Here is an 18450-nt window from a genome sequence, read left to right on the forward strand (position 1 = left end):
CCGTCAGAGGACGACGCGGGTGTGGGAGACGAGCCGTTCGCCGTCGAAGACATGCAGGGTGAAGGCGGGCGGCCGGTCGAAGTCCAGCGCGTCGTCCTCGGACCACTTCTCGGGAAGCACCAGCTCGCTCGGCATCATCAGCGTCGAGACGACACCCGGCGCGACCACCAGCGGCCGCCCCGCGAAGACTGCCGATGCGGCCGTGTGCGCATGCCCCACCAGTACGGCCTTTACCTGGTCGTGGCGGCGCAACACCTGCTCCAGCCGCTCCGGGTGGTTCAGTCTGATCGCGTCCACCGGCGGCAGGCCCAGCGCGATCGGCGGGTGATGCATGCCGACGAACACCGGCCCTTCGGCGCGGGCGAGTTCCGACTCCAGCCAGTCGATCGTCTCGTCGTCCAGATGGCCGTCGTGGCGGCCGGGGATGCTGGAGTCGCACAGCAGGATCGTGAGCCCGTCGACGCGCAGTGTCTGATTGACCGGCCCGGCCTCGCCGTCCCTCCCCCCATGGTCGAGGAGCACTTTGCGGAACTCCGGCCGGGAGTCGTGATTGCCGGGGCAGGCGAGGGTGGGCGCGTCGTACCGCATCGCCTCCCGGGCGACCTCGTACTCCTCCACCAGGCCGTGATCGGCGATGTCCCCGGTGACGACGACGGCGTCGACGGGGGAGGGGAACCCGTTGAGGTAGTCCCGTACCCGCATGGCCCGTTCCACGCTCTGCGCGCTGCCGCCGATGTGGATGTCGCTCACATGGGCCACGAGCACGGTGCCTCCCAGAACAGGACTGCCGACTTGCCTTGATCAGTCTATGGACTGATGTCCGACGGTCCTGGGTAACACCTCACTTGCAACTGATGTGCAACAACATGTTCACCGCAGTAAAGTGACAAGGGTGTGAGGCTCATGACGATCCGTCGGATACGCGGTGCCGCCGTCGCGGCAGCGGTGGTCACCGGGATTGCCGCGTGCTCGGCACCCGGTGGCGGGGCGGACGGCGGCAAGACCGACTCGGTGGTGATCGGAGTGGCCTCGGAGCCGGACACCCTCAGCCCCCTGCTCGGCTACGGCAAGGACGGCAACTCCAAGATCTTCGACGGCCTCCTCGCCCGCGACGCGAACCTGAAGCTGACCCCCGCGCTGGCGAAGACACTCCCCGAGGTCGCCGACAACGGCCTCACCTACACCTACAACCTGCGCGACGGCGTGAAGTTCAGCGACGGCGAGCCACTGACCTCCACGGACGTGGTCTTCACGTACAAGACCATCCTGGACGAGAAGACCAACAACACCTCCCGCAGCGAACTCGACGCCATCAAGGACGTGCGCGCGGACGGTGACGACAAGGTCGTCTTCACCCTCAAGTACCCATACGCGCCCTTCGCCGGCCGCACGGTCCTGCCGATCGTCCCCGAGCACGTCGCAGGCAAGCAGGACCCCAACACGGGCTCCTTCAACACCAAGCCGATCGGCACGGGCCCGTACGTCCTGGCCGGCTGGAGCAAGGGCGAGAAGCTCACCTTCAAGGCCAACCCCGACTACTGGGGCGGCGCGCCGAAGGTCGAGAAGTTCACCATGGCGATCGTCGAGGACGACGACGTACGCGCCACCCGCCTGCGCTCCGGCGACCTCGACGGCGCGATCCTCCCGCCCAATCTCGCCGCGACCTTCAAGAACGACGCGGACAGGAAGACGTACGACGCGAAGTCCTACGACTTCCGCACCGTCACCCTCCCCACGACCAACAAGGTCACCGGCGACCGAGCGATCCGCCAGGCCCTCGACGCCGCCGTCGACCGCCAGGCCATGGTCGACAAGATCCTCAACGGCGCGGGCCGCCCCGCGTACGGTCCGCTGCCGGTCGACGACCCCTGGTACGCGAAGGGCATCGAACGCTCCCAGGACCTCACCGAGGCCAAGAGCGTCCTGGACAAGGCCGGTTGGAAGGCGGCAGCAGGCGGCATCCGCGCCAGGAACGGCCAGCGGGCCTCCTTCACCCTCCTCTACCCCTCCGGCGACAAGGTCCGCCAGGACCACGCCCTCGCCTACGCCTCCGACGCCAAGAAGGCGGGCATCGAGGTAAAGGTGGAGAGCGCCACGTGGGAAGTCATCGAGCCGCGCATGAAGAACGACGCGGTCCTCGCGGGCTTCGGCAGCATCGGCGACCCCGACTTCGGCCTCTACACCCTCCTGCACTCCTCCCTCGCCGGAAACGGCTTCAACAACATGGGCCGCTACGACAACCCGGCCGTCGACAAGGCCCTCGACACCGGCCGCCGCAGTCAGGACGAGGCGACGCGGAAGACGGCGTACGACACCCTCCAGCGCGAACTCGTGAAGGACCCCGGCTACACCTTCCTCACCCACATCGACCACGTCTACGTCCTCGCCGACCGCTGGCAGGGACTGACCACGCAGCTGGAGCCGCACGAGCACGGCTTCGCCAGCGGCCCCTGGTGGAACATCGAGGACTGGCAGCCGAAGAAGTGACCCGGACCTCCCTGCCCTGGGGAGCGATGGCCCGGCTGGCCGGGCGGCGGGCGCTGTTCGCCGTCCCGGTCCTGCTCGTCGTCACCTTCGGCGTGTTCGCGATCGCCGCCGCCTCCCCCTTCGACCCGGTCAAGGCATACGCCGGGACCGCCGCGCTCGGCGCCGACCAGGAGACCCTGGACCGGCTGCGCGCCAACCTCGGCGCGGACGAGCCGTTCGCCGCACACTGGTGGCACTGGCTGACCTCCGCGCTCACCGGCGACCTGGGCCGGTCCAGCGTGTTGCGGCAGCCGGTCGCCCAGGTGATCGGCGAACGCCTGGCGTGGTCGACGCTGTTGTGCGCGGTCGCGTTCGTCGGTGCCGTCCTGATGGGCACCCTCCTGGGCGTGCTGGCCGCCCGGCGCCCGGGTTCATGGCTCGACCGTGCGGTCACGTCACTCGCCTACACCCTGGAGGCGGCCCCGGTCTTCTGGATCGCGCTCCTCGCCATCTGGCTGTTCGCCCTCCAACTGGACATCCTCCCGGCCGGCGGCCTCACCGACACCGCCAGCGAAACGGTCACAGCCAGCCAGGTGACGAGCCACCTCGTCCTCCCCGCCGGCGTACTGGCCGTCTCCCAACTCCCGTGGTTCACCCTCTACGTCCGCCAGGGCGTCGCCGACGCACTCGCCGAAGACCCCGTACGCGGCGCCCGAGCCCGCGGCCTGAGCGAACACACCGTCCTCCTCGGCCACGCCCTGCGCTCCGGCCTCCTGCCCGTCCTCACGCTCATCGGCTCCCGCGTCCCCGAACTCATCACCGGCGCCCTGCTGGTGGAGAGCGTCTTCAGCTGGCCGGGCATCGCGGCGGCCACGGTGGAGGCGGCCACCGCCGTCGACTTCCCGCTCCTGGCCGCCCTCACGACCCTGGCCACCGCCGCCGTCCTCGCCGGAAACCTCCTTGCGGACCTGCTCTACGGACTGATCGACCCGAGGGTGAAGCTGAGTGAAATGTGACTCCCATGGCTGAAGCCGCAGTTGAACCCAGGTGGCGTACCCACGGCACCAATCGCCGCTCCACGCACGCCATCCGTCTGCGCACGTCCGCCGCGCTGGTGACGATGACCGTCCTTGCCGTCCTGCTCGTCCCACCCCTGGTCCAGCTCGACCAGCAGGCCGTGGATCTGGCCGCCAAGCTCCAACCCCCCTCCTGGGCACACCCGTTCGGCACCGACGACGTAGGCCGCGACCTGCTCCTGCGCTGCGTCTACGGCCTGCGGGTCTCCCTGCTCGTCGGCGTGGCGGCGGCGCTGACGGCGACGGTGATCGGCACCGCCGTAGGGGCCACGGCCGGGGCGCTGGGCGGCTGGGCCGACCGGGGCATCATGCGCCTGGTCGACACGGTCTCCTCCGTCCCCCACCTCCTGCTCGGCATCTTCATCGTGGCGATGTTCCGCCCGGGCGTGTGGCCGGTCGTGATCTCGGTGGCTTTGACGCACTGGCTGTCGACGGCCCGGATCGTCCGCGCCGAGGTCCTGTCCCTTCGCTCACGCCCGTACATCGACGCAGCCGTCTCCGGCGGGGCGTCCCGCCGACGGGTTGCGGTACGACACCTGCTGCCGGCCGTGCTGCCCCAGGCCGCCCTGGCCGCCGTACTGATGGTTCCGCACGCCATGTGGCACGAGTCGGCCCTGTCCTTCCTGGGCCTCGGCCTTCCCACCCACACCGCGAGCCTCGGCACCCTCATCCAGACCGCGCGAGGCTCGCTCCTCGCCGGGCAGTGGTGGCCGACGCTCTTTCCCGGCCTGTTCCTCATCATCCCGACCCTCGCCATCGCCGGCCTGGCCGGGGCATGGCGGGAACGGATCAACCCGCGCCGCCGATCGGAGCTGATGCTGTGACCGCCCCCGTGCTGTCGGTACGCGGCCTGTCGGTCCGCTTCCTCATGCCGCGCGGGCGCCGGATCGCCGCCGTCACCGACGCACACTTCGACGTGGCCGCGGGGGAGTGCCTGGCCCTGATCGGCGAGAGCGGCTGCGGCAAGTCCGTCCTGGCCTCCGCCCTCCTCGGCCTGCTCCCCGCCAACGCCCAGACGGCGGGCGAGGCCCGCCTCGGCGACCTCGACCTCCTCTCCGCCGACGAACACACCCTCGCCCGCACGGTCCGGGGCCGCATGATCGGCCTGATCCCACAGAGCCCGGCCGCCCACCTCACCCCCGTCCGCACCATCCGCTCCCACCTGGAGGAGACGGTCGCCGCCCTGACTCCGACCCGGGGCCGCACGGCCGTACGCACCACCGCCGAGGCAGCCGCCGAACGCGCCGCCTACCCCGCGACCCACCTCGACCGCCACCCCCACGAACTCTCCGGCGGCCTCGCCCAACGCGCCGCCACCGCCCTCGCCCTCGTCGGCGACGCACCCCTCCTCCTCGCCGACGAACCCACGAACGGCCTGGACCGCGACCTGGTGAACCACACAGTCGACGAACTACGCCGCCACGTGGACGCCGCCGACCGGGCCCTGCTGATGATCACTCACGACCTGGCGGCAGCCGAACACATCGCGGATCGCATCGCCGTCATGTACGCGGGCCGCATCGTCGAACTCGCCGACGCCAACGCCTTCTTCGGGACTGCGGGCCCCCGCCACCCCTACAGCCACGGCCTCCTCCAGGCCCTCCCAGACCGCGCCTTCACCCCCATCCCCGGCATGCCCCCCGAACTGGGCGACCTCCCCGCCGGCTGCACCTTCGCCGCCCGCTGCGACCGCTCGACGGCCGACTGCGCCACCCTGCCTCCGATGACCGACGGCGTCGCCTGCCACCACCCGCACGTCCCGGAGGACATCCGTGCTTGAACTGCGCTCCATCACAGCGGGATACGACCGCCGCACCCCGGTCGTCCATGACGTCTCCCTCACCATCGCCCAGGGCGAGGCGGTCGGCCTGCTCGGCCCCAGCGGCTGCGGCAAGTCCACCCTCGCCCGCGTCGCGGCCCTGCTGCACCGCCCCGAATCCGGAACCCTCCTCCTCGACGGCGAACCGGTCCACCGCTGGCGCCACCGCGCCCCACGCGCCATGCGCACCGCCTTCGGCGTGATCTTCCAACAGCCCAGACTCTCCGCCGACCCACGGCTACGACTCACCGACCTCATCGCCGAACCACTGCGCGCCACCGGCCGCCGCGCCGAAGCACCCGACCGCGTCCCCGAACTCGCCGCGACCGTCGGCCTGACCCCTGACCTCCTGAGCCGACGGCCCCACGAAGTCAGCGACGGCCAACTCCAACGCGCCTGCCTCGCCCGCGCCCTCGTCCTACGCCCCCGCTGGCTGATCTGCGACGAGATGACCGCGATGCTTGACGCTTCCACGGCAGCCGCCCTGGTCACTGCAGTCGAGGACTACCGGGCCTCGACCGGTGCCGGCCTGCTTGCCGTCGGCCACGATCACATGTTGCTGAACCGCTGGTGCGACCGTACGGTGCGCTGGGAGAGCCTGAATTCCTCTGGGGCTCTCACGGCGACGGCTTGAGGCTTGCCCCTCCCCGCCGCGGGGCAGAACATGACCGGCCCGAAGGACGGCGGCGGCGAGCCTCTAGCCGCCGACGGCGTGGGCGACCTCGCCGACGCGATCACCGAGTCTTTCGGCTCCTTCACCGGCTTCAAGGCCCAGCTCACCAAGGCCGCCGCAACCACCCAGGGCTCTGGCTGGGGTGTCCTGGCCTACGAGCCCGTCAGCGGGCGCCTGATCGTCGAGCAGGTTTACGACCATCAGGGCAACGTCGGCCAGGGTTCCACCCCGATCCTGGTCTTCGACGCCTGGGAGCACGCCTTCTACCTGCAGTACAAGAACCAGAAGGTCGACTTCATCGACGCGATGTGGGCCGTCGTCAACTGGCAGGACGTGGCCCGGCGTTACGCCGCAGCCAAGGAGCGCGGCGACAGCCTGCTGCTCCGCCCGTGACGCTGTAATCGCGTCGGCACCGACGTCCTGCTCGTGATCGTCTTCTCACCCTTCACGGAGCAGGCGGTACAACGGAAGGCTCCCGCAGGCCCGATGCCTGCGGGAGCCTTCCTGTTGCTGAGGACGGCTTGAGAGGCTGTTTGTCGGTCTCAGATGGTGGTGAACCGCAACTCGGGCCGCTCCCAGTTCACCATCAGTGGTGAGGGGGCGACGGCCCCCACCCGCACGGCGCCCAGGCGTCGGTAGAACTCCTCGGCCGGGGGATGGGAGACCACCCGCACCTCGGTCAGGCCGGCCGCCCCGGCCTGAGTGATCATGTGCTCGATGAGGAGCCGTCCGACCCCCCTCCCTGAACATCGTCCGCCACGAAGGCCAGGTCCAACTCCGGTGGGTTCAGCAGCAGGGCGTAGAAGCGCTGGAGCCGTCCGGTCTCATCGACGGCCACGAAGACCTGGTGCCGGGTGATGTAGTCGGCGGTGACCCGGTAGTCGGGGATGATCGAGGCGTACGGTCCCCGGTAGGCACCGCAGTTCTGGATCAGGCTGGTGAGGCGGTCTGCGTCCCGCGCGACGGCGCGCTTGATCGTCGTGGACTGCATCCCTATTGCTCCCTGGCTTTTGCGGCGGTCAGTTTCTCCCAGTGGACGGTGCGGTCGCACCAGCGGTCCAGGAGCACCTGGTCGTGGCCGACGGCGAGCAGTCCAGCACCGGTGGCGGTGCGATAGTCCTCGACCGCTGCCACCAGGGCGGCGGTGGTGGAGGCGTCGAGCATCGCGGTCATCTCGTCGCAGATCAGTCCGGAACCCCTCATCTACCTCACCGTCGCCGTCCCTGCCAGAAGATCGCCGCGACGCCGTTGGGTAAGACGGCCAAAGTGATCTGTTGCGGGCCCCCGGTTGCAGCAGGGGCTCAGGGCCGGGCCGTCGCGACCCCGTGCAGGCGCTCTACACCCTGGTTGAAGCGACGCAACAGGAGCAGCGCGGTCGTGGCGAGGCCGGCGAGCAGGCCCAGCCAGATGCCGACCGTCTCCCAGCCGGTGGCGAAGCCGAGAAGCGCGGCGGAAGGCAGGCCGACGAGCCAGTAGCCGACGAGGGTGACGCGGAAGCCGCCCTTGGTGTCGTCGAGGCCGCGCAGCAGGCCGACGCCGATGTTCTGGGAGCAGTCGAAGAACTGCATCACCGCGGCGATCAGCAGGAGGTTCGTGGCGAGGTCGGTGGCCGTCCGGCTCTCGCCCTCGAAGAACGGCGCCAGCACCAGGCCCGGGAGAGCGACGTAGACGACCGCCACGACCGCCATGACCGCGGCGGCGCAGGCCAGGGCCGTCGCCTTCAGTCGCTGGGCGGCCCCGGTGTTGCCGAGGGCGAGTTCGCGGCTGACGCCGAGGGAGGCGGCGTGGGAGAGGCCGACGGCGATCTGGAAGACGATGTAGACGAGTTGGTTGACGGCGGTGTGCGCGGCCAGCGCGGCCGTGCCGAAGCTGCCCACCAGCAGGGCGACGACGGAGAAGAAGCCCGCCTCGGAACCGTAGGTGGCGGCGATCGGCGTTCCGAGTGCCGTCAGTCGGCGCAGGGTGGCCGGGCGGGTCTTCCAGATGCTCAGCGACAGCACCGGCGCCAGCCGTGGATCGCGGCGGGCGGAGAGGTACAGCGCCAGGAACGACAGCCCGTACACCGAGGTCGTGGCGAGCCCGATGCCCGGCAGGCCCAGCTTCGGCAGGCCCCAGGTTCCATGGATGAAGACCCAGTTGAGCCCCGCGTTGACGGCGATGGAGGCGATCGTGATGCGCAGTAGGGCCTGCGGGCGGCGCATGCCGACTGTGAACTGGCGTATCGCCTGGAACCACAGGCAGGGCACCAGGCCGGGTGCCATCGTGTACAGCACCGGCTTCGCCGCGGCGACCACGTCCGCGTCCTGGCCGAGGAACACCACGGCATGCCCGATCAGCACCATCAGCAGCGCGCCCGCGAGACCCGCGAGGGTGGACAGCAGCAGGCTCGCCCGGACGAGGTCCCGGACCTCCTCGCGAGCGGCCTCCGCCTCGGCGCCCTCGGCCTCTGTGCCCCGCGTCTCGGCGCGCGCGTCCGCTGCGGCGACCTGGTTGCCGACGGCCGTGACGAGGCCGACGCCCATGGTGCGCAACTGGTTGAAGATCACCATGGCGAGGCCGCCGGCCGCCAGGGCCTCGGTGCCGAGCAGGCCCATCATGATCGTGTCGGTGGTGGTGAGCGCGACCTGGGCGAGCTGGGTGAGCGCGAGCGGCACGGCGAGCGTGGCGAGGGCACGGCCGTCGGTGAGGAGGCGGGCGAGGGCGGGCTGCATCAGTCCTGTTCCTGCGAGGGGTCCGGCGAGGAGTGCGGCGGGGTGGGGAGTCGGCGGAGTTTGGTCAGCAACTCGTCGACTTCGCGCTCCACCTGGGGGGAGAGGAGAGCACGGGCGGCCATCCAGTCGTCGTCGAAGACGGTGTCCATGTACTTCTCCCCGCCGTCGTTGATCAACGCGACCATAGTCGTGCCGGGCGGCAGCGCGGAAAGCCGGGCCAGGGCCTCGTACACGACGCCGCCTGCCGAGCCGCCGAGGAGCAGCCCGGTGCGCCGGGCGACGGCCCGCGCCGTGGCGAAAGCCTCGACGTCGCCGACCTTCACGCCCTCGTCCAGCAGCGAGTAGTCGACCATCGCCCCGATCGTCGCGCCCTCGGGCGTGCCGGTTCCCGACTGGTGGTAGTCGTGCGCGGGCGGCCCGAACGCGATCGAGCCCTTCGGCTCCACGCCGACGATCCGCACCCCGGGTACCGTCTCCCGCAGCGGACCCCCGGTCCCGAACAGTCCGCCGCCTGTGCCCACCGCGCCGATGAGGATGTCGATACGGCCATCCAGCGCGGCGTGGAGTTCGCGGGCCACCGGGTGATAACCCACTCCGTTCGCCATGTTGTTGTGCTGCTCGGTGAAGTAGGCGTTGTCCAACTCGGCGGCCATCTTCTCCGCGAACTCCTCGCGGGCGGCGGTGGCCAGTTCCTCGTCCCCGTCGTCGGCGACGTACACCAGCTCCGCGCCGAGTGCCTTCATCGCGCGCAGCTTGTCGACGGCGGCGTGGTGGTCGACGACGGCGGTGAAGGTGTAGCCGCGCTCGGCGGCCACGACGGCGAGGCCGAGCCCGGTGTTGCCGGAGGTCGACTCGATGATCCGGCCGCCGGGGCGCAGCAGGCCGCGTTCCTCGGCGTCGACGACCATCTGCCGGGCCATCCGTATCTTGGCGGTGCCGGTCGGGTTGAACTGCTCCAGCTTCAGCAGCAGCCGGGCGTCGCTCTCCGTACGGGCCAGCTCGAACAGCGGGGTGGCGCCGATGAGTTCGGAGACCTGCCGCACGATGGGCGGCCGGTACAGGGGGTCGTCCATGGAGGCTCCTGTGGTCTTCAGGCGGTCTTTGGTCGGTCGTCGATCGGTCTTCAGCGGGGATGGCGGTCGAGGCGCCAGCGGAAACGGGATCCCGAGAGCTCGACGACGACCTTCGGGGGCAGCGGAAGGTCGTGGAACGGCGACTCGTTGGAGTCCATCTGGTAGCCCGCCGTGTTCAGGTACACGAGCAGGTCACCGACGGCCGGCCGCACCGGGAAGGGGATCTTGCGCCAGGTCAGCATGTCCGACTCCAGGCAGGTCGCCGCCCCCACGCACGCCGGGTACGGCCCCGCGTCGGCGACCGGACGGGCAGTGGCGGGCACGAGCACCGGGTCCGGCAGGAACTCGCTGTCGAACCACTGCTCCGACAGGCTGAGGCTGCTGCCATCCACGGTCAGGATCGCGTACCCGTCGCGCTCCTTGACGCCCTGCACGCGGAACACCGTGAACCCGGCCTGGTCCAGCAGCGCCCGGCCCGGTTCGACGAGAAGGGCGACCCCGGCCGCACGCAACAGCTCAGCCAGAGTGGCGACTTGGCCCGTCGGGGTGGCCGCCAGGATCGTACGCAGGGTGTCGGCGCCCGCGACGGGGGAGTGGTACGGATAGAAACCCCCGAAGGACTTCTCCGCGTGGAAGTGTTCGGGGCGCCGGCTCTCCTCGAACCGCCGCCAGTCCTCCGCCGCCACGTAGTCCACGGCGAAGCCGCCGCCGACGCTGATCCGGTCGGCGCGCAGTCCGAGAGCCCGGGCGCGCGTGCACAGGGTGACCAACTCTGCGGCGAGGTCGGTGCGTTGGCGGACGTCGTAGCCGGAGAGATGGAAGCTGAACCCCTCCACGTCGACGGGCCCTTCGACAGCGCATCGCCGCAGGGCTGCTTCCAGCTCTCCATCGTTTAGACCGAAGCGGCTGTGCGGCTGCTCCGGAGGCAGGCGGCGCAGCAACACCCGTGCCGTACGGCCGAGTTCATCGGCCAGGGGGATCAGCCGGTCCAGTTCGTCCAGCGCGTCCACGGCGATCAGCGCGCCCTGGAGCACGGCGACCCGCAGCAGCCCGTCCGCCTTGGCCGGACCGGTCACCACCAGGTCCTCGCCGCGCACCCCGGCCGCCAGGGCCTCGCGCAGCTCCCCATGGCTCGCCACGTCCACGCCCAGGCCGGCCACGGCCGCCCGTTCGGCGTAGACGGCCGCCTTGTTGGCCTTCTTCGCGTAGTACACACGGCCGTCCACCCCCGTCTCGTCGAACACGTTCCGGAACGCCGTGGCGTTCGCGTCGAAGCGTTCGGGGAGCAGTAGGTGGTACGGGCCGTCGAGGCCGTGGCTCAGCTCGTCCAGCAAGGGGCCGGCGAGTAGGGCCCGTACCGCGGGTGTCGTGTGTGAGGGGAGCGCCGTGGTCACCTCCACAGCGGTACCGCCGTGCCCAGCCCCTGGGCCAGGGCCAGTTGGGCGAACCGGTGGCCCAGGGCGATGTCGGTGACGACCAGCCCGCTGTTGTACGCGAAGATCCGCTGCTCCGGGTCCGTACGGCCCTCGGCGCGGCCCGCGAGGACCTCGGGGAACTCGGCGTCCACGTCACGGAGTTGCCCGTCCGCATCGGCCATGTCCACGCCCGTGACGCGCATCTGCGCCGCGCTGGTGGCGATCACCCGGTCGGCCCGGTGCAGCGTCGACGGCCCGATCCCGTAGCCGATGAGGACGGACAGGGCGGCGGGCCTGAGCCACTCCGCGTCCACGGACGCCGGGGTGTTGGGGCCCGCCGTGGCGAGCACGATGTCCGCGTCGCCGGCCGCCGCGCGCAGATCGGTCACGATCTCCAGCTCCCGGTCGGGGAAGTACGCGTGCAACTGCTCGCGCACCGCCCGGATGCCGTCCGCATGCGTGCCGAAAAGCATCAGCCGCTCCAGGTCCGGCAGCGTGGTCAGCAGGAACGGCAGCGCGAGCCGTCCCTGCGTGCCGGTGCCGATGACCAGGGCGTTGCGGGCGCCGGGCACGGCCAGTTCGCGGGCCAGCAGCGCCGAGACCGCCGGGGTGCGCAGCGCGCCGACCCGGCCGCAGTCCAGCATCGCGACCGGCAGCCCGGTCTCGTCGTCGTACAGGGTCAGCGTCGTGTAGTAGTGCTGCTTGTCGCGGTCCTCGTGCAGGCCGTACTTGTACGACGTCTTCACCGCGACCACGCCCCGCTCGCCGTCGCGGCCGAGCATCGCGTACGCCACCGAGTGGCCGTCCTCCGGCTTGACGGTGAGCTTGCGCGGGTTGTCGGACCTGCCGTCGGCCAGCGTGCGGTACGCCTGCTCGACGACGGAGACGACGTCGGACAGGGTGATGTCGATGCCGGCCACGTCACTGGTGCTGAGGATCCGCAGGGCAGTGTCGTCGGACGCCATGGTGCTCCCCGTCTCCGCGATGTCGGTGTCTGTGCCGGTGCCGATGTCGGTCATGCGAACGCCTCGACGGCCGCCTGGCCGTAGCCGTGCTCGAACCGCTCGGCCGGCGGACGGGTACGGCGGCCCGGCACCCGCACGGAGGAACGTTTCAGCCAGCGGTCGGTGCCGTCGTAGCGCGCCTTGAAGGGGACGCGGCCGTGGACGACGAGGTCGTTGTCGACGACCAGGACGTCTCCCGGCGTCAGGGCCACCGCCACGGAGACCCGGGAGAGCTCGGCCTCCAGCCGGCCGTAGGCCGCGCGGTGTTCCTCGGGCGCCTCGTCCAGGGGGGTGTAGGCGGGGTCGAAACGCAGGGTCGGCCCGTCCGGCGACTGCCACACCGTCGGCACGGGCGGCGGGGTGCCGTCGTAGCCCTGTGCCTCGGCGTAGGCGTCGTCGGGCAAGATCGGCAGTACCGGCAGGCTGAGCAACTCCTGGTCCTGCACGTCCAGTTCGACCCGGCGGATGCTGGCGGCCGTGGTCGCGACGGCGTCCGGGTTGCGCAGACAGCCGAGTACCAGCAGATGGGCGCGGCCGGGGTGGAAAGCGTCCTCGGTGTGCGGGCTGAGCAGCACACGGCTGCTGGCGCCGGTCTGTTCGGCCTCGTGCCCCGGCGAGGGGACGATGTTGTGCACGAACCGGCCGTCCTGCTGGCCCTCCCAGGCCAGCGGCGTGCCCATCACCGTGGAGAGCAGGAGCAGGACCACGTCGTGCAGCGCGCCGGCGTTCCCGGCGGTCGACCAGTGGCCGGGGGTGAGGCCGATCGCCTCGTCGTCGACCGGGAGGCCGCGCAGCACGAACAGTCCGTCGGCGGTGTCGACCGGGCGGCAGGCGTGCCGGATGCCGTCGCTCAACTTGGCGGCGGCATCGGGGACTTGGGTGAGCAGTCCGGGGTGGGTGGAGACGCCGTCGAAGACGTCGAGCAGGGCACGGGCCGTGGTGAGCAGTTCGGTCACGGCCTGGGGGTGGAGCTGACGTACAGGCGTGGCTGCCGTCGGCATGGGTGAACCGTCCGTTCCGGTGCGGGTGAGGGGCGGGCGGTGGGCCTCTGTCGATGGAGAGGCCGCGTTGACCGAACGGAAACATAGCCACACCACAACAAGTAGGCAAGGCTTACCTAAGTTGATCAGGATCACAGTACGTGCCCTCTTGTGCGACAGCCGTAAATCAGGATAGGCAAACCTAAGCATTCGAGCCACGCGTGAAATCGAGGACAAAGTGGACCTGAACAGACGTCAACTCCTGTGGGCCGGTGGCGCCGTCGGCGCGACCGCTCTGCTGGCCGCCTGCGGCGGCGGCGATGACGCCGAACCGACCGGGTCCGCCACCGGCTCCGCCAAGCCCCGCAAGGGCGGCACCCTCCGTGTCGGCGCCCTGGGCCGGGCCGGTGCCATCACCCGCGACCCGCACGGCTCCCAGGCCAACGAGAGCGACTACCTGATCATCAGCCTCGTATACGACACGCTCACCGTGCCTGGTGTGAAGCCGAACACCGAGCCCCGGCTGGCCGCGAGCTGGACTCCTTCCGGGGACCTCAAGACCTGGAAGTTCAAGATCGCCCGAGGAGCGACGTTCCACGACGGGTCCCCGGTCACCGCCAAGGACGTCGTCTACTCCCTCAAGCGCCTGCGCGCCACCCCCGCCGGCGCCTCCCGGCTGCCCGGCATCCAGGCGAAGAACATCACGGCCGAGGGCACCGACACCGTCGTCCTGGTCTCCGACTACGCCAACGCCGAACTGCCGCTGCTCACCCGCCTGACCACCTTCGTCGTCCCCGACGGCACCACCGACAAGGACATCGCGAAGGCGCCCGGCACCGGCCCCTTCAAACTCGACTGGTTCCGCACCGGCAACGCCCGCCTGGTCCGCAACGACGACTGGTACGGCGGCGACGTGTACCTCGACGCCATCGAGGTGAAGATCTTCGAGAGTCCGCAGGCCATGGCCAACGCCCTGCTGGCCGGGCAGATCGACCTCGCCTCCAACGTCGGCGCCGTCGCCGCCCGGACCGCCGAGTCCCGCAAGGACGTCCAGACCGTGCGCCGCCCCAACGACATGGCGATGCCGATCGTCATGCGCACCGCCGACGGCCCCTTCGCCGACCCAAAGGTGCGCGAGGCACTGCGCCTCGCCGTCGACCGCGAGGCCATGGTCAAGCAGGTCCTGTCCGGCTACGGCACCATCGCCAACGACATCCTCGGCACCGGCGACCCCGCCTACGACAAGAGCATCCCGCAGCGCGCCCGCGACCTCGCCAAGGCCAAGGAGCTGCTGAAGGAAGCGAAGTTCGACACCTCCAAGACCTACGAACTGCTCACCACCGAGGACATAGCCGGCCTCGCCGAGTCGGCCACCCTCTTCGCCACCCAGGTCCGCGAGGCCGGCGTCAAGGTGAAGGTCGTCAAGCAGGAGTCGGCCGTCTTCTGGGACAAGACCTGGCTCAAGGGCGACCTCTACACCACCTACTGGGGCACCAACGACTCCGTGGTCTTCTTCGCCAGCAAGACCATGGTCTCGGACAGCGGCCAGAACGAGGCCGGCTGGAAGTCCACCGAGTTCGACACGGCCTACCAGAAGGCCATCGGCACTGCCGACGCCGCCCAGCGCGCCCAACTCCTGGGGCAGCTCCAGCAGATCGAGTACGACAGCTCCGGCTACCTCCTGTGGGGCATGGCCGACGGCATCGACCTCGCCGGGGCCAAGGTGCGCGGCCTGCCGAAGCTGCCCGGGTACGGAAGGGTGCAGCTAGAAGGCGCATGGTTGGCCAGTTGACCTCCGAGCCCGTCGCACCGGTCGCTGCCCCGCCCGCCCCGGGGAAGCGGCCAGCCCGCGCGTCCTTCCTGTTCCTGGCACGGGTGGGGAGCGCGCTGCTGAAGCGGACGGCTCTGCTGGCGCTCCTGCTCGCACTGGTCTTCGTCGCCGTCGAACTGCTCCCGGGCGACGCCGCCGACGCGACCTCCGAACGCGGTGAGAGCGCGGCCGACCTCGCGGCGCGCCGCGAACTGCTGGGCCTCAACCGCCCTGCCCTGGAACGCTTCTGGGACTGGATGACCGGCCTGCCCACCGGCGACCTCGGCATCTCCGCGCGCGGTGAGAAGGTCACCGACCTGGTCTCCTCGGCCTTCCCCAACACCCTGCTCCTGGGCGGTTTCGCCCTGCTGCTCACCGCGGTCCTGTCCCTCGCCCTGGGCTGCTGGGCCGCCCTGAGGCCCGGCGGACGTCTGGACCGGGCCGTGTCGGGCTCGGCGACCGCGGTCCTCGCCCTGCCAGAGTTCGTCGTGGCCGTCGCCCTGGTCCTCGTGCTGTCTCTGTGGACCGGCTGGCTGCCCGCGGTCACCCTCACCGGCGCCGACGGATCCCCCGCCTCCTGGGACATGCTGGTGCTGCCCGCACTCGCCCTGACCATCCCCCAGGTCGGCTGGAACACCATGATCGTGCGCGCTGCCCTCGCCGACGAGGCCCGCGCCCCCCACGTGGAGACCGCCGTGCTCGACGGACTGCCGCCCCACCGCGTCCTCACCCACCACGTACTGCCCGGAGCCCTGCCCGCCATCGCCACGGGCCTCGCCACCTCCACCGGCATGCTGCTCGGCGGCGCGGTCGTCGTCGAAACCGTCTTCAACTACCCCGGCATCGGATCGGTGCTCGCCTCGGCGGTCAGCGACCGGGACAGTCCCGTCATCGTCGGCGTCACGGCACTGTCCGGCGCCGTCATCACCGCAGTACTGCTCCTGGCCGACCTGGTACGCACCGTGGTGACAGGAGGACGACGATGACGACACCCGGCAGCGACGCCGAGCCGACGCTGAAACCCTCCCGCACCGAGGGGAGGCCGACGGCGAAGGCATCCCGCACGAGGTTCGCCCTGCGCGTCCTGCCGGCAATCCTCCTGACCGGCCTCGCCCTGATCGGCCCCTGGATCGCCCCGCACGCCATCGGCACCCCGGTGACTGTGCCCTACGCGGAACCCGGCGCGGACGGTGCCCTGCTCGGCGGCGACCAGCTGGGCCGGGACGTGCTGAGCCGGCTGCTGGCCGGCGGACGCGACCTCGTCCTGTCTTCCCTGCTCGTCGCGGCCCTGGTCACGGGCACAGCCGCGCTCCTCGGAGCGATCGGCGCCGTACGCCCCCTCGTAGGACGGCTCGTGGAACGGACCGCCGACCTGATGATGCTGCTCCCGGCCGTCCTCGGCATCCTCCTCGTCACCCTGTCCTGGCCCGACGGCGGCCGGCTCGCCGTCATCGCCGCCGCCGTCGTGCTCGGTGTGCCCTACGCGGTCCGCCTCGCGGCCAGTGCGGCGGCGCCCATCGCCGAGACCGGGTACGTCGAGGCGGCGGCAGCGGGCGGCGAACGCCTCTGGTATCTCGTCGTCCGGGAGATCCTGCCCAACCTGCGCGCCACCCTGCTCGCCCTGTTCGGGCTGCGCTTCGTCGCCGCCGTGTACCTCGTCGCCACGGCCGGCTTCCTCCAGGTCGGCCCTCAACCCCCGGCCGCCGACTGGGCGTTGATGATCCGGGAGAACTCCCCCGGCATCCTCCTCAACCCCTGGTCCGTGGTCGCCCCGAGCATCGCCGTCGCCCTCCTCGCCCTCAGCGTCAACCTCGCGACCGCCGCCCTCGCCCCCCAGACCGGCCGGAAGGCGATGACCGCCCTGTGAGCCACACGCCCGACCCGTACGCCAAGCCCGAGAACCCGCCGAGCGGCACACCAGCCGTCCAGGTCACCGGCCTGACGGTGACCGCGCCCGACGGCCGCCTCCTGCTGCGCGACGCGTCCCTGACCGCACACCCCGGGCGACTGGTCGCCCTGACCGGCCCCTCGGGCGCCGGCAAGACGACCCTGCTGCGCGCGCTGACCGGCCTCCTGCCCCCCGGAACGACACGCACCGCCGGCCACGTCGACGTTCTCGGCCACGACGTCTTCGCCCTCTCCGACCCGCAACTGCGTGCCCTGCGCGGCACCCGACTCGCCTACGTCGGCCAGGACCCCGGCTCCGGCCTCAACCCCCGTATGCGAGTCCGCAGCCTCGTCCGAGAACTCGCCGCGGACCGCAGCGCGGAGGCAGTCGCAGCAATCCTCACCGAGGTCCGACTCCCCGACGACGACGGCCACCTCGCCGCGCGCCGCCCCGGCGCCCTCTCCGGCGGACAGCAGCGCCGCGTCGCCCTCGCCCGCGCCCTGGCCCGCCGCCCCGACATCCTCCTCCTGGACGAGCCGACCGCCGGCCTCCATCCCGAACTGCGCGACGAGATCGGCCAGTTGCTGCAGCACCTCGCCCGCGAACACCACCTCGCCGTCGTGTTCGCCTGCCACGACCCCGCTGTGGTCGAGCAGTTCGCCGACGAGGCCGTACAACTGGGTGTCCACCTGCCCCCGCCGATGCGCACGCCCGCCGCACGGCCCTCAGCCGCCCTGACCGCTGAGAGGAGAAGCGCACCCGCCCTCGAAGTACGGGACCTGCACGTGAGTTTCCGTGGAACGCCCGCCCTCACCGACGTCGGCCTCACCGTTACCGCCGGTTCCGCGGCCGGCATCGTCGGCGTCTCCGGCTCCGGCAAGACCACGCTCGTCCGCACCGCCGTAGGACTCCAGCGCAGCACCTCCGGCACGATCCACCTGTCCGGCACGCCCCTGAGTACCGGCCTGCGCGGACGCACCCGTACACAGCGGCGCCGACTGCAACTCGTCACACAGAACCCGCTCGGCGCGCTGAACCCGAGCCACACCGTCGGCGCCGCCGTGGGGCGCCCGCTGCGGCTGCACCGCCGCTGCGCGTCCAGGGACGTCGGCGAACGAGTGGCCGACCTCCTGGAGCAGGTCGGACTGCGGCCCGCCTTCGCCGCCCGCTACCCGCACGAGTTGTCCGGCGGGCAGCGCCAGCGCGTCGCCATCGCGCGAGCACTGGCCGCCGAGCCGGAGGTGCTGATCTGCGACGAGATCACCTCCGCGCTGGACCCCGACACAGGCCACGCGATCATGGACCTCCTCACCGACCTGCGCGAGCGTCGCGGCACGACCCTCGTCCTCATCAGCCACGACCTGTCCCTCATCGCCGACCGCACGGACACCGTCACCGTCCTGGAGGCGGGCCGCGTCGTCGAGTCGGGCCACACGGCCGACGTCTTCACCGACCCACAGCACGAGGCGACACAGGCACTGCTGGGCACGTCCGCGCCTGCCGCGAGGCCCTGACCGCGGGCCGCCGTGCACCGC

General features: G+C 71.1%; 15 protein-coding genes and 3 pseudogenes. 10 read left to right on the forward strand and 8 right to left on the reverse strand.

Translation table 11 applies throughout. From position 1 onward, the window contains the following. Positions 1-3: 3 nt before the first annotated feature. On the reverse strand, positions 4-765 hold the full coding sequence (locus AQJ58_RS19905; RefSeq protein ID WP_067251978.1) for a metallophosphoesterase: 762 nt from the start codon (positions 763-765) through the stop codon (positions 4-6). A 138-nt stretch (positions 766-903) separates the two neighbouring features. Here AQJ58_RS19905 and AQJ58_RS19910 point away from each other — a divergent pair, with 138 nt between their 5' ends. The 6 genes and pseudogenes from AQJ58_RS19910 to AQJ58_RS19935 form a co-directional block, all read left to right on the forward strand. After that, the gene (locus tag AQJ58_RS19910; protein ID WP_067251980.1) at positions 904-2487 is read left to right on the forward strand and encodes an ABC transporter substrate-binding protein; all 1584 of its coding nucleotides are present in this window, start codon (positions 904-906) and stop codon (positions 2485-2487) included. Between the two features lie 26 nt (positions 2488-2513). Further along, the gene (locus AQJ58_RS19915) at positions 2514-3482 is read left to right on the forward strand and encodes an ABC transporter permease (RefSeq protein ID WP_067252560.1); all 969 of its coding nucleotides are present in this window, start codon (positions 2514-2516) and stop codon (positions 3480-3482) included. A gap of 5 nt (positions 3483-3487) precedes the next feature. Further along, positions 3488-4366, forward strand: a complete 879-nt coding sequence (locus AQJ58_RS19920; RefSeq protein WP_067251982.1) for an ABC transporter permease — start codon at positions 3488-3490, stop codon at positions 4364-4366. Then, a complete protein-coding gene (locus AQJ58_RS19925; RefSeq protein ID WP_420712167.1) occupies positions 4318-5322 on the forward strand; it encodes an ABC transporter ATP-binding protein in 1005 nt (334 codons plus the stop codon). The genes AQJ58_RS19920 and AQJ58_RS19925 overlap by 49 nt, the downstream gene beginning before the upstream one ends. After that, positions 5315-5995 (forward strand): ABC transporter ATP-binding protein, encoded by a 681-nt coding sequence (locus tag AQJ58_RS19930; RefSeq protein WP_067251985.1) that lies wholly within the window; start codon positions 5315-5317, stop codon positions 5993-5995. The genes AQJ58_RS19925 and AQJ58_RS19930 overlap by 8 nt, the downstream gene beginning before the upstream one ends. 27 nt (positions 5996-6022) lie before the next feature. Then, positions 6023-6427: pseudogene (locus AQJ58_RS19935) on the forward strand (superoxide dismutase); the annotation flags it as partial. Between the two features lie 149 nt (positions 6428-6576). Here the strand turns inward: AQJ58_RS19935 and AQJ58_RS19940 are convergent. The 7 genes and pseudogenes from AQJ58_RS19940 to AQJ58_RS19970 form a co-directional block, all read right to left on the reverse strand. Beyond that, positions 6577-7025 (reverse strand): annotated as a pseudogene (locus AQJ58_RS19940) (GNAT family N-acetyltransferase). Positions 7026-7027: 2 nt separating this feature from the next. Continuing rightward, positions 7028-7237: pseudogene (locus AQJ58_RS19945) on the reverse strand (ABC transporter ATP-binding protein); the annotation flags it as partial. A gap of 98 nt (positions 7238-7335) precedes the next feature. Further along, positions 7336-8745: an MATE family efflux transporter gene (locus AQJ58_RS19950; RefSeq protein WP_067251989.1), complete on the reverse strand. Its 1410-nt coding sequence runs from the start codon at positions 8743-8745 to the stop codon at positions 7336-7338. Further along, a complete protein-coding gene (locus tag AQJ58_RS19955; protein WP_067251990.1) occupies positions 8745-9818 on the reverse strand; it encodes a cysteine synthase family protein in 1074 nt (357 codons plus the stop codon). Before AQJ58_RS19955 ends, AQJ58_RS19950 begins: the two co-directional genes overlap by 1 nt. 50 nt (positions 9819-9868) lie before the next feature. After that, positions 9869-11212 carry an alanine racemase gene (locus tag AQJ58_RS19960; RefSeq protein WP_067252563.1) on the reverse strand — a complete coding sequence of 448 codons (1344 nt, stop codon included), beginning with the start codon at positions 11210-11212 and terminating at the stop codon, positions 9869-9871. Next, positions 11209-12198, reverse strand: a complete 990-nt coding sequence (locus AQJ58_RS19965) for an ornithine cyclodeaminase family protein (protein WP_234360177.1) — start codon at positions 12196-12198, stop codon at positions 11209-11211. Before AQJ58_RS19965 ends, AQJ58_RS19960 begins: the two co-directional genes overlap by 4 nt. Before the next feature lie 50 nt (positions 12199-12248). Continuing rightward, complete coding sequence (locus AQJ58_RS19970) at positions 12249-13238, reverse strand: TauD/TfdA family dioxygenase (protein WP_067251992.1); 990 nt, start codon at positions 13236-13238, stop codon at positions 12249-12251. 217 nt (positions 13239-13455) lie between these two features. Between AQJ58_RS19970 and AQJ58_RS19975 the strand changes: the two genes are divergently transcribed. Genes AQJ58_RS19975 through AQJ58_RS19990 form a run of 4 tightly spaced genes read left to right on the forward strand, consistent with a single transcriptional unit; the run spans position 13456 to position 18429 of the window. Further along, positions 13456-15009, forward strand: a complete 1554-nt coding sequence (locus AQJ58_RS19975) for an ABC transporter substrate-binding protein (protein WP_067251994.1) — start codon at positions 13456-13458, stop codon at positions 15007-15009. Further along, positions 14994-16013 (forward strand): ABC transporter permease, encoded by a 1020-nt coding sequence (locus AQJ58_RS19980; RefSeq protein ID WP_079079056.1) that lies wholly within the window; start codon positions 14994-14996, stop codon positions 16011-16013. The genes AQJ58_RS19975 and AQJ58_RS19980 overlap by 16 nt, the downstream gene beginning before the upstream one ends. Then, entirely contained in the window at positions 16010-16894 is an 885-nt protein-coding gene (locus tag AQJ58_RS19985; RefSeq protein WP_079079057.1) for an ABC transporter permease, read from the forward strand. Before AQJ58_RS19980 ends, AQJ58_RS19985 begins: the two co-directional genes overlap by 4 nt. Beyond that, positions 16891-18429, forward strand: coding sequence for an ABC transporter ATP-binding protein (locus AQJ58_RS19990; protein ID WP_067251996.1), 1539 nt, complete (start codon positions 16891-16893; stop codon positions 18427-18429). The genes AQJ58_RS19985 and AQJ58_RS19990 overlap by 4 nt, the downstream gene beginning before the upstream one ends. The last annotated feature ends 21 nt before the right edge of the window (positions 18430-18450 follow it).

It is taken from the genome of Streptomyces sp. DSM 15324, assembly GCF_001514285.1.
In the GTDB taxonomy this organism is placed as follows: Bacteria; Actinomycetota; Actinomycetes; order Streptomycetales; family Streptomycetaceae; genus Streptomyces.

Bases quoted from the DNA above. Each gene is read 5' to 3' on its own strand.
- AQJ58_RS19910 (WP_067251980.1), top strand. From the start codon at position 904: ATGACGATCCGTCGGATACGCGGTGCCGCCGTCGCGGCAGCGGTGGTC.
- AQJ58_RS19915 (WP_067252560.1), top strand. From the start codon at position 2,514: ATGGCCCGGCTGGCCGGGCGGCGGGCGCTGTTCGCCGTCCCGGTCCTG.
- AQJ58_RS19920 (WP_067251982.1), top strand. From the start codon at position 3,488: ATGGCTGAAGCCGCAGTTGAACCCAGGTGGCGTACCCACGGCACCAAT.
- AQJ58_RS19925 (WP_420712167.1), top strand. From the start codon at position 4,318: ATGGCGGGAACGGATCAACCCGCGCCGCCGATCGGAGCTGATGCTGTG.
- AQJ58_RS19950 (WP_067251989.1), bottom strand. From the start codon at position 8,745: ATGCAGCCCGCCCTCGCCCGCCTCCTCACCGACGGCCGTGCCCTCGCC.
- AQJ58_RS19955 (WP_067251990.1), bottom strand. From the start codon at position 9,818: ATGGACGACCCCCTGTACCGGCCGCCCATCGTGCGGCAGGTCTCCGAA.
- AQJ58_RS19965 (WP_234360177.1), bottom strand. From the start codon at position 12,198: ATGGCGTCCGACGACACTGCCCTGCGGATCCTCAGCACCAGTGACGTG.
- AQJ58_RS19970 (WP_067251992.1), bottom strand. From the start codon at position 13,238: ATGCCGACGGCAGCCACGCCTGTACGTCAGCTCCACCCCCAGGCCGTG.
- AQJ58_RS19980 (WP_079079056.1), top strand. From the start codon at position 14,994: ATGGTTGGCCAGTTGACCTCCGAGCCCGTCGCACCGGTCGCTGCCCCG.
- AQJ58_RS19985 (WP_079079057.1), top strand. From the start codon at position 16,010: ATGACGACACCCGGCAGCGACGCCGAGCCGACGCTGAAACCCTCCCGC.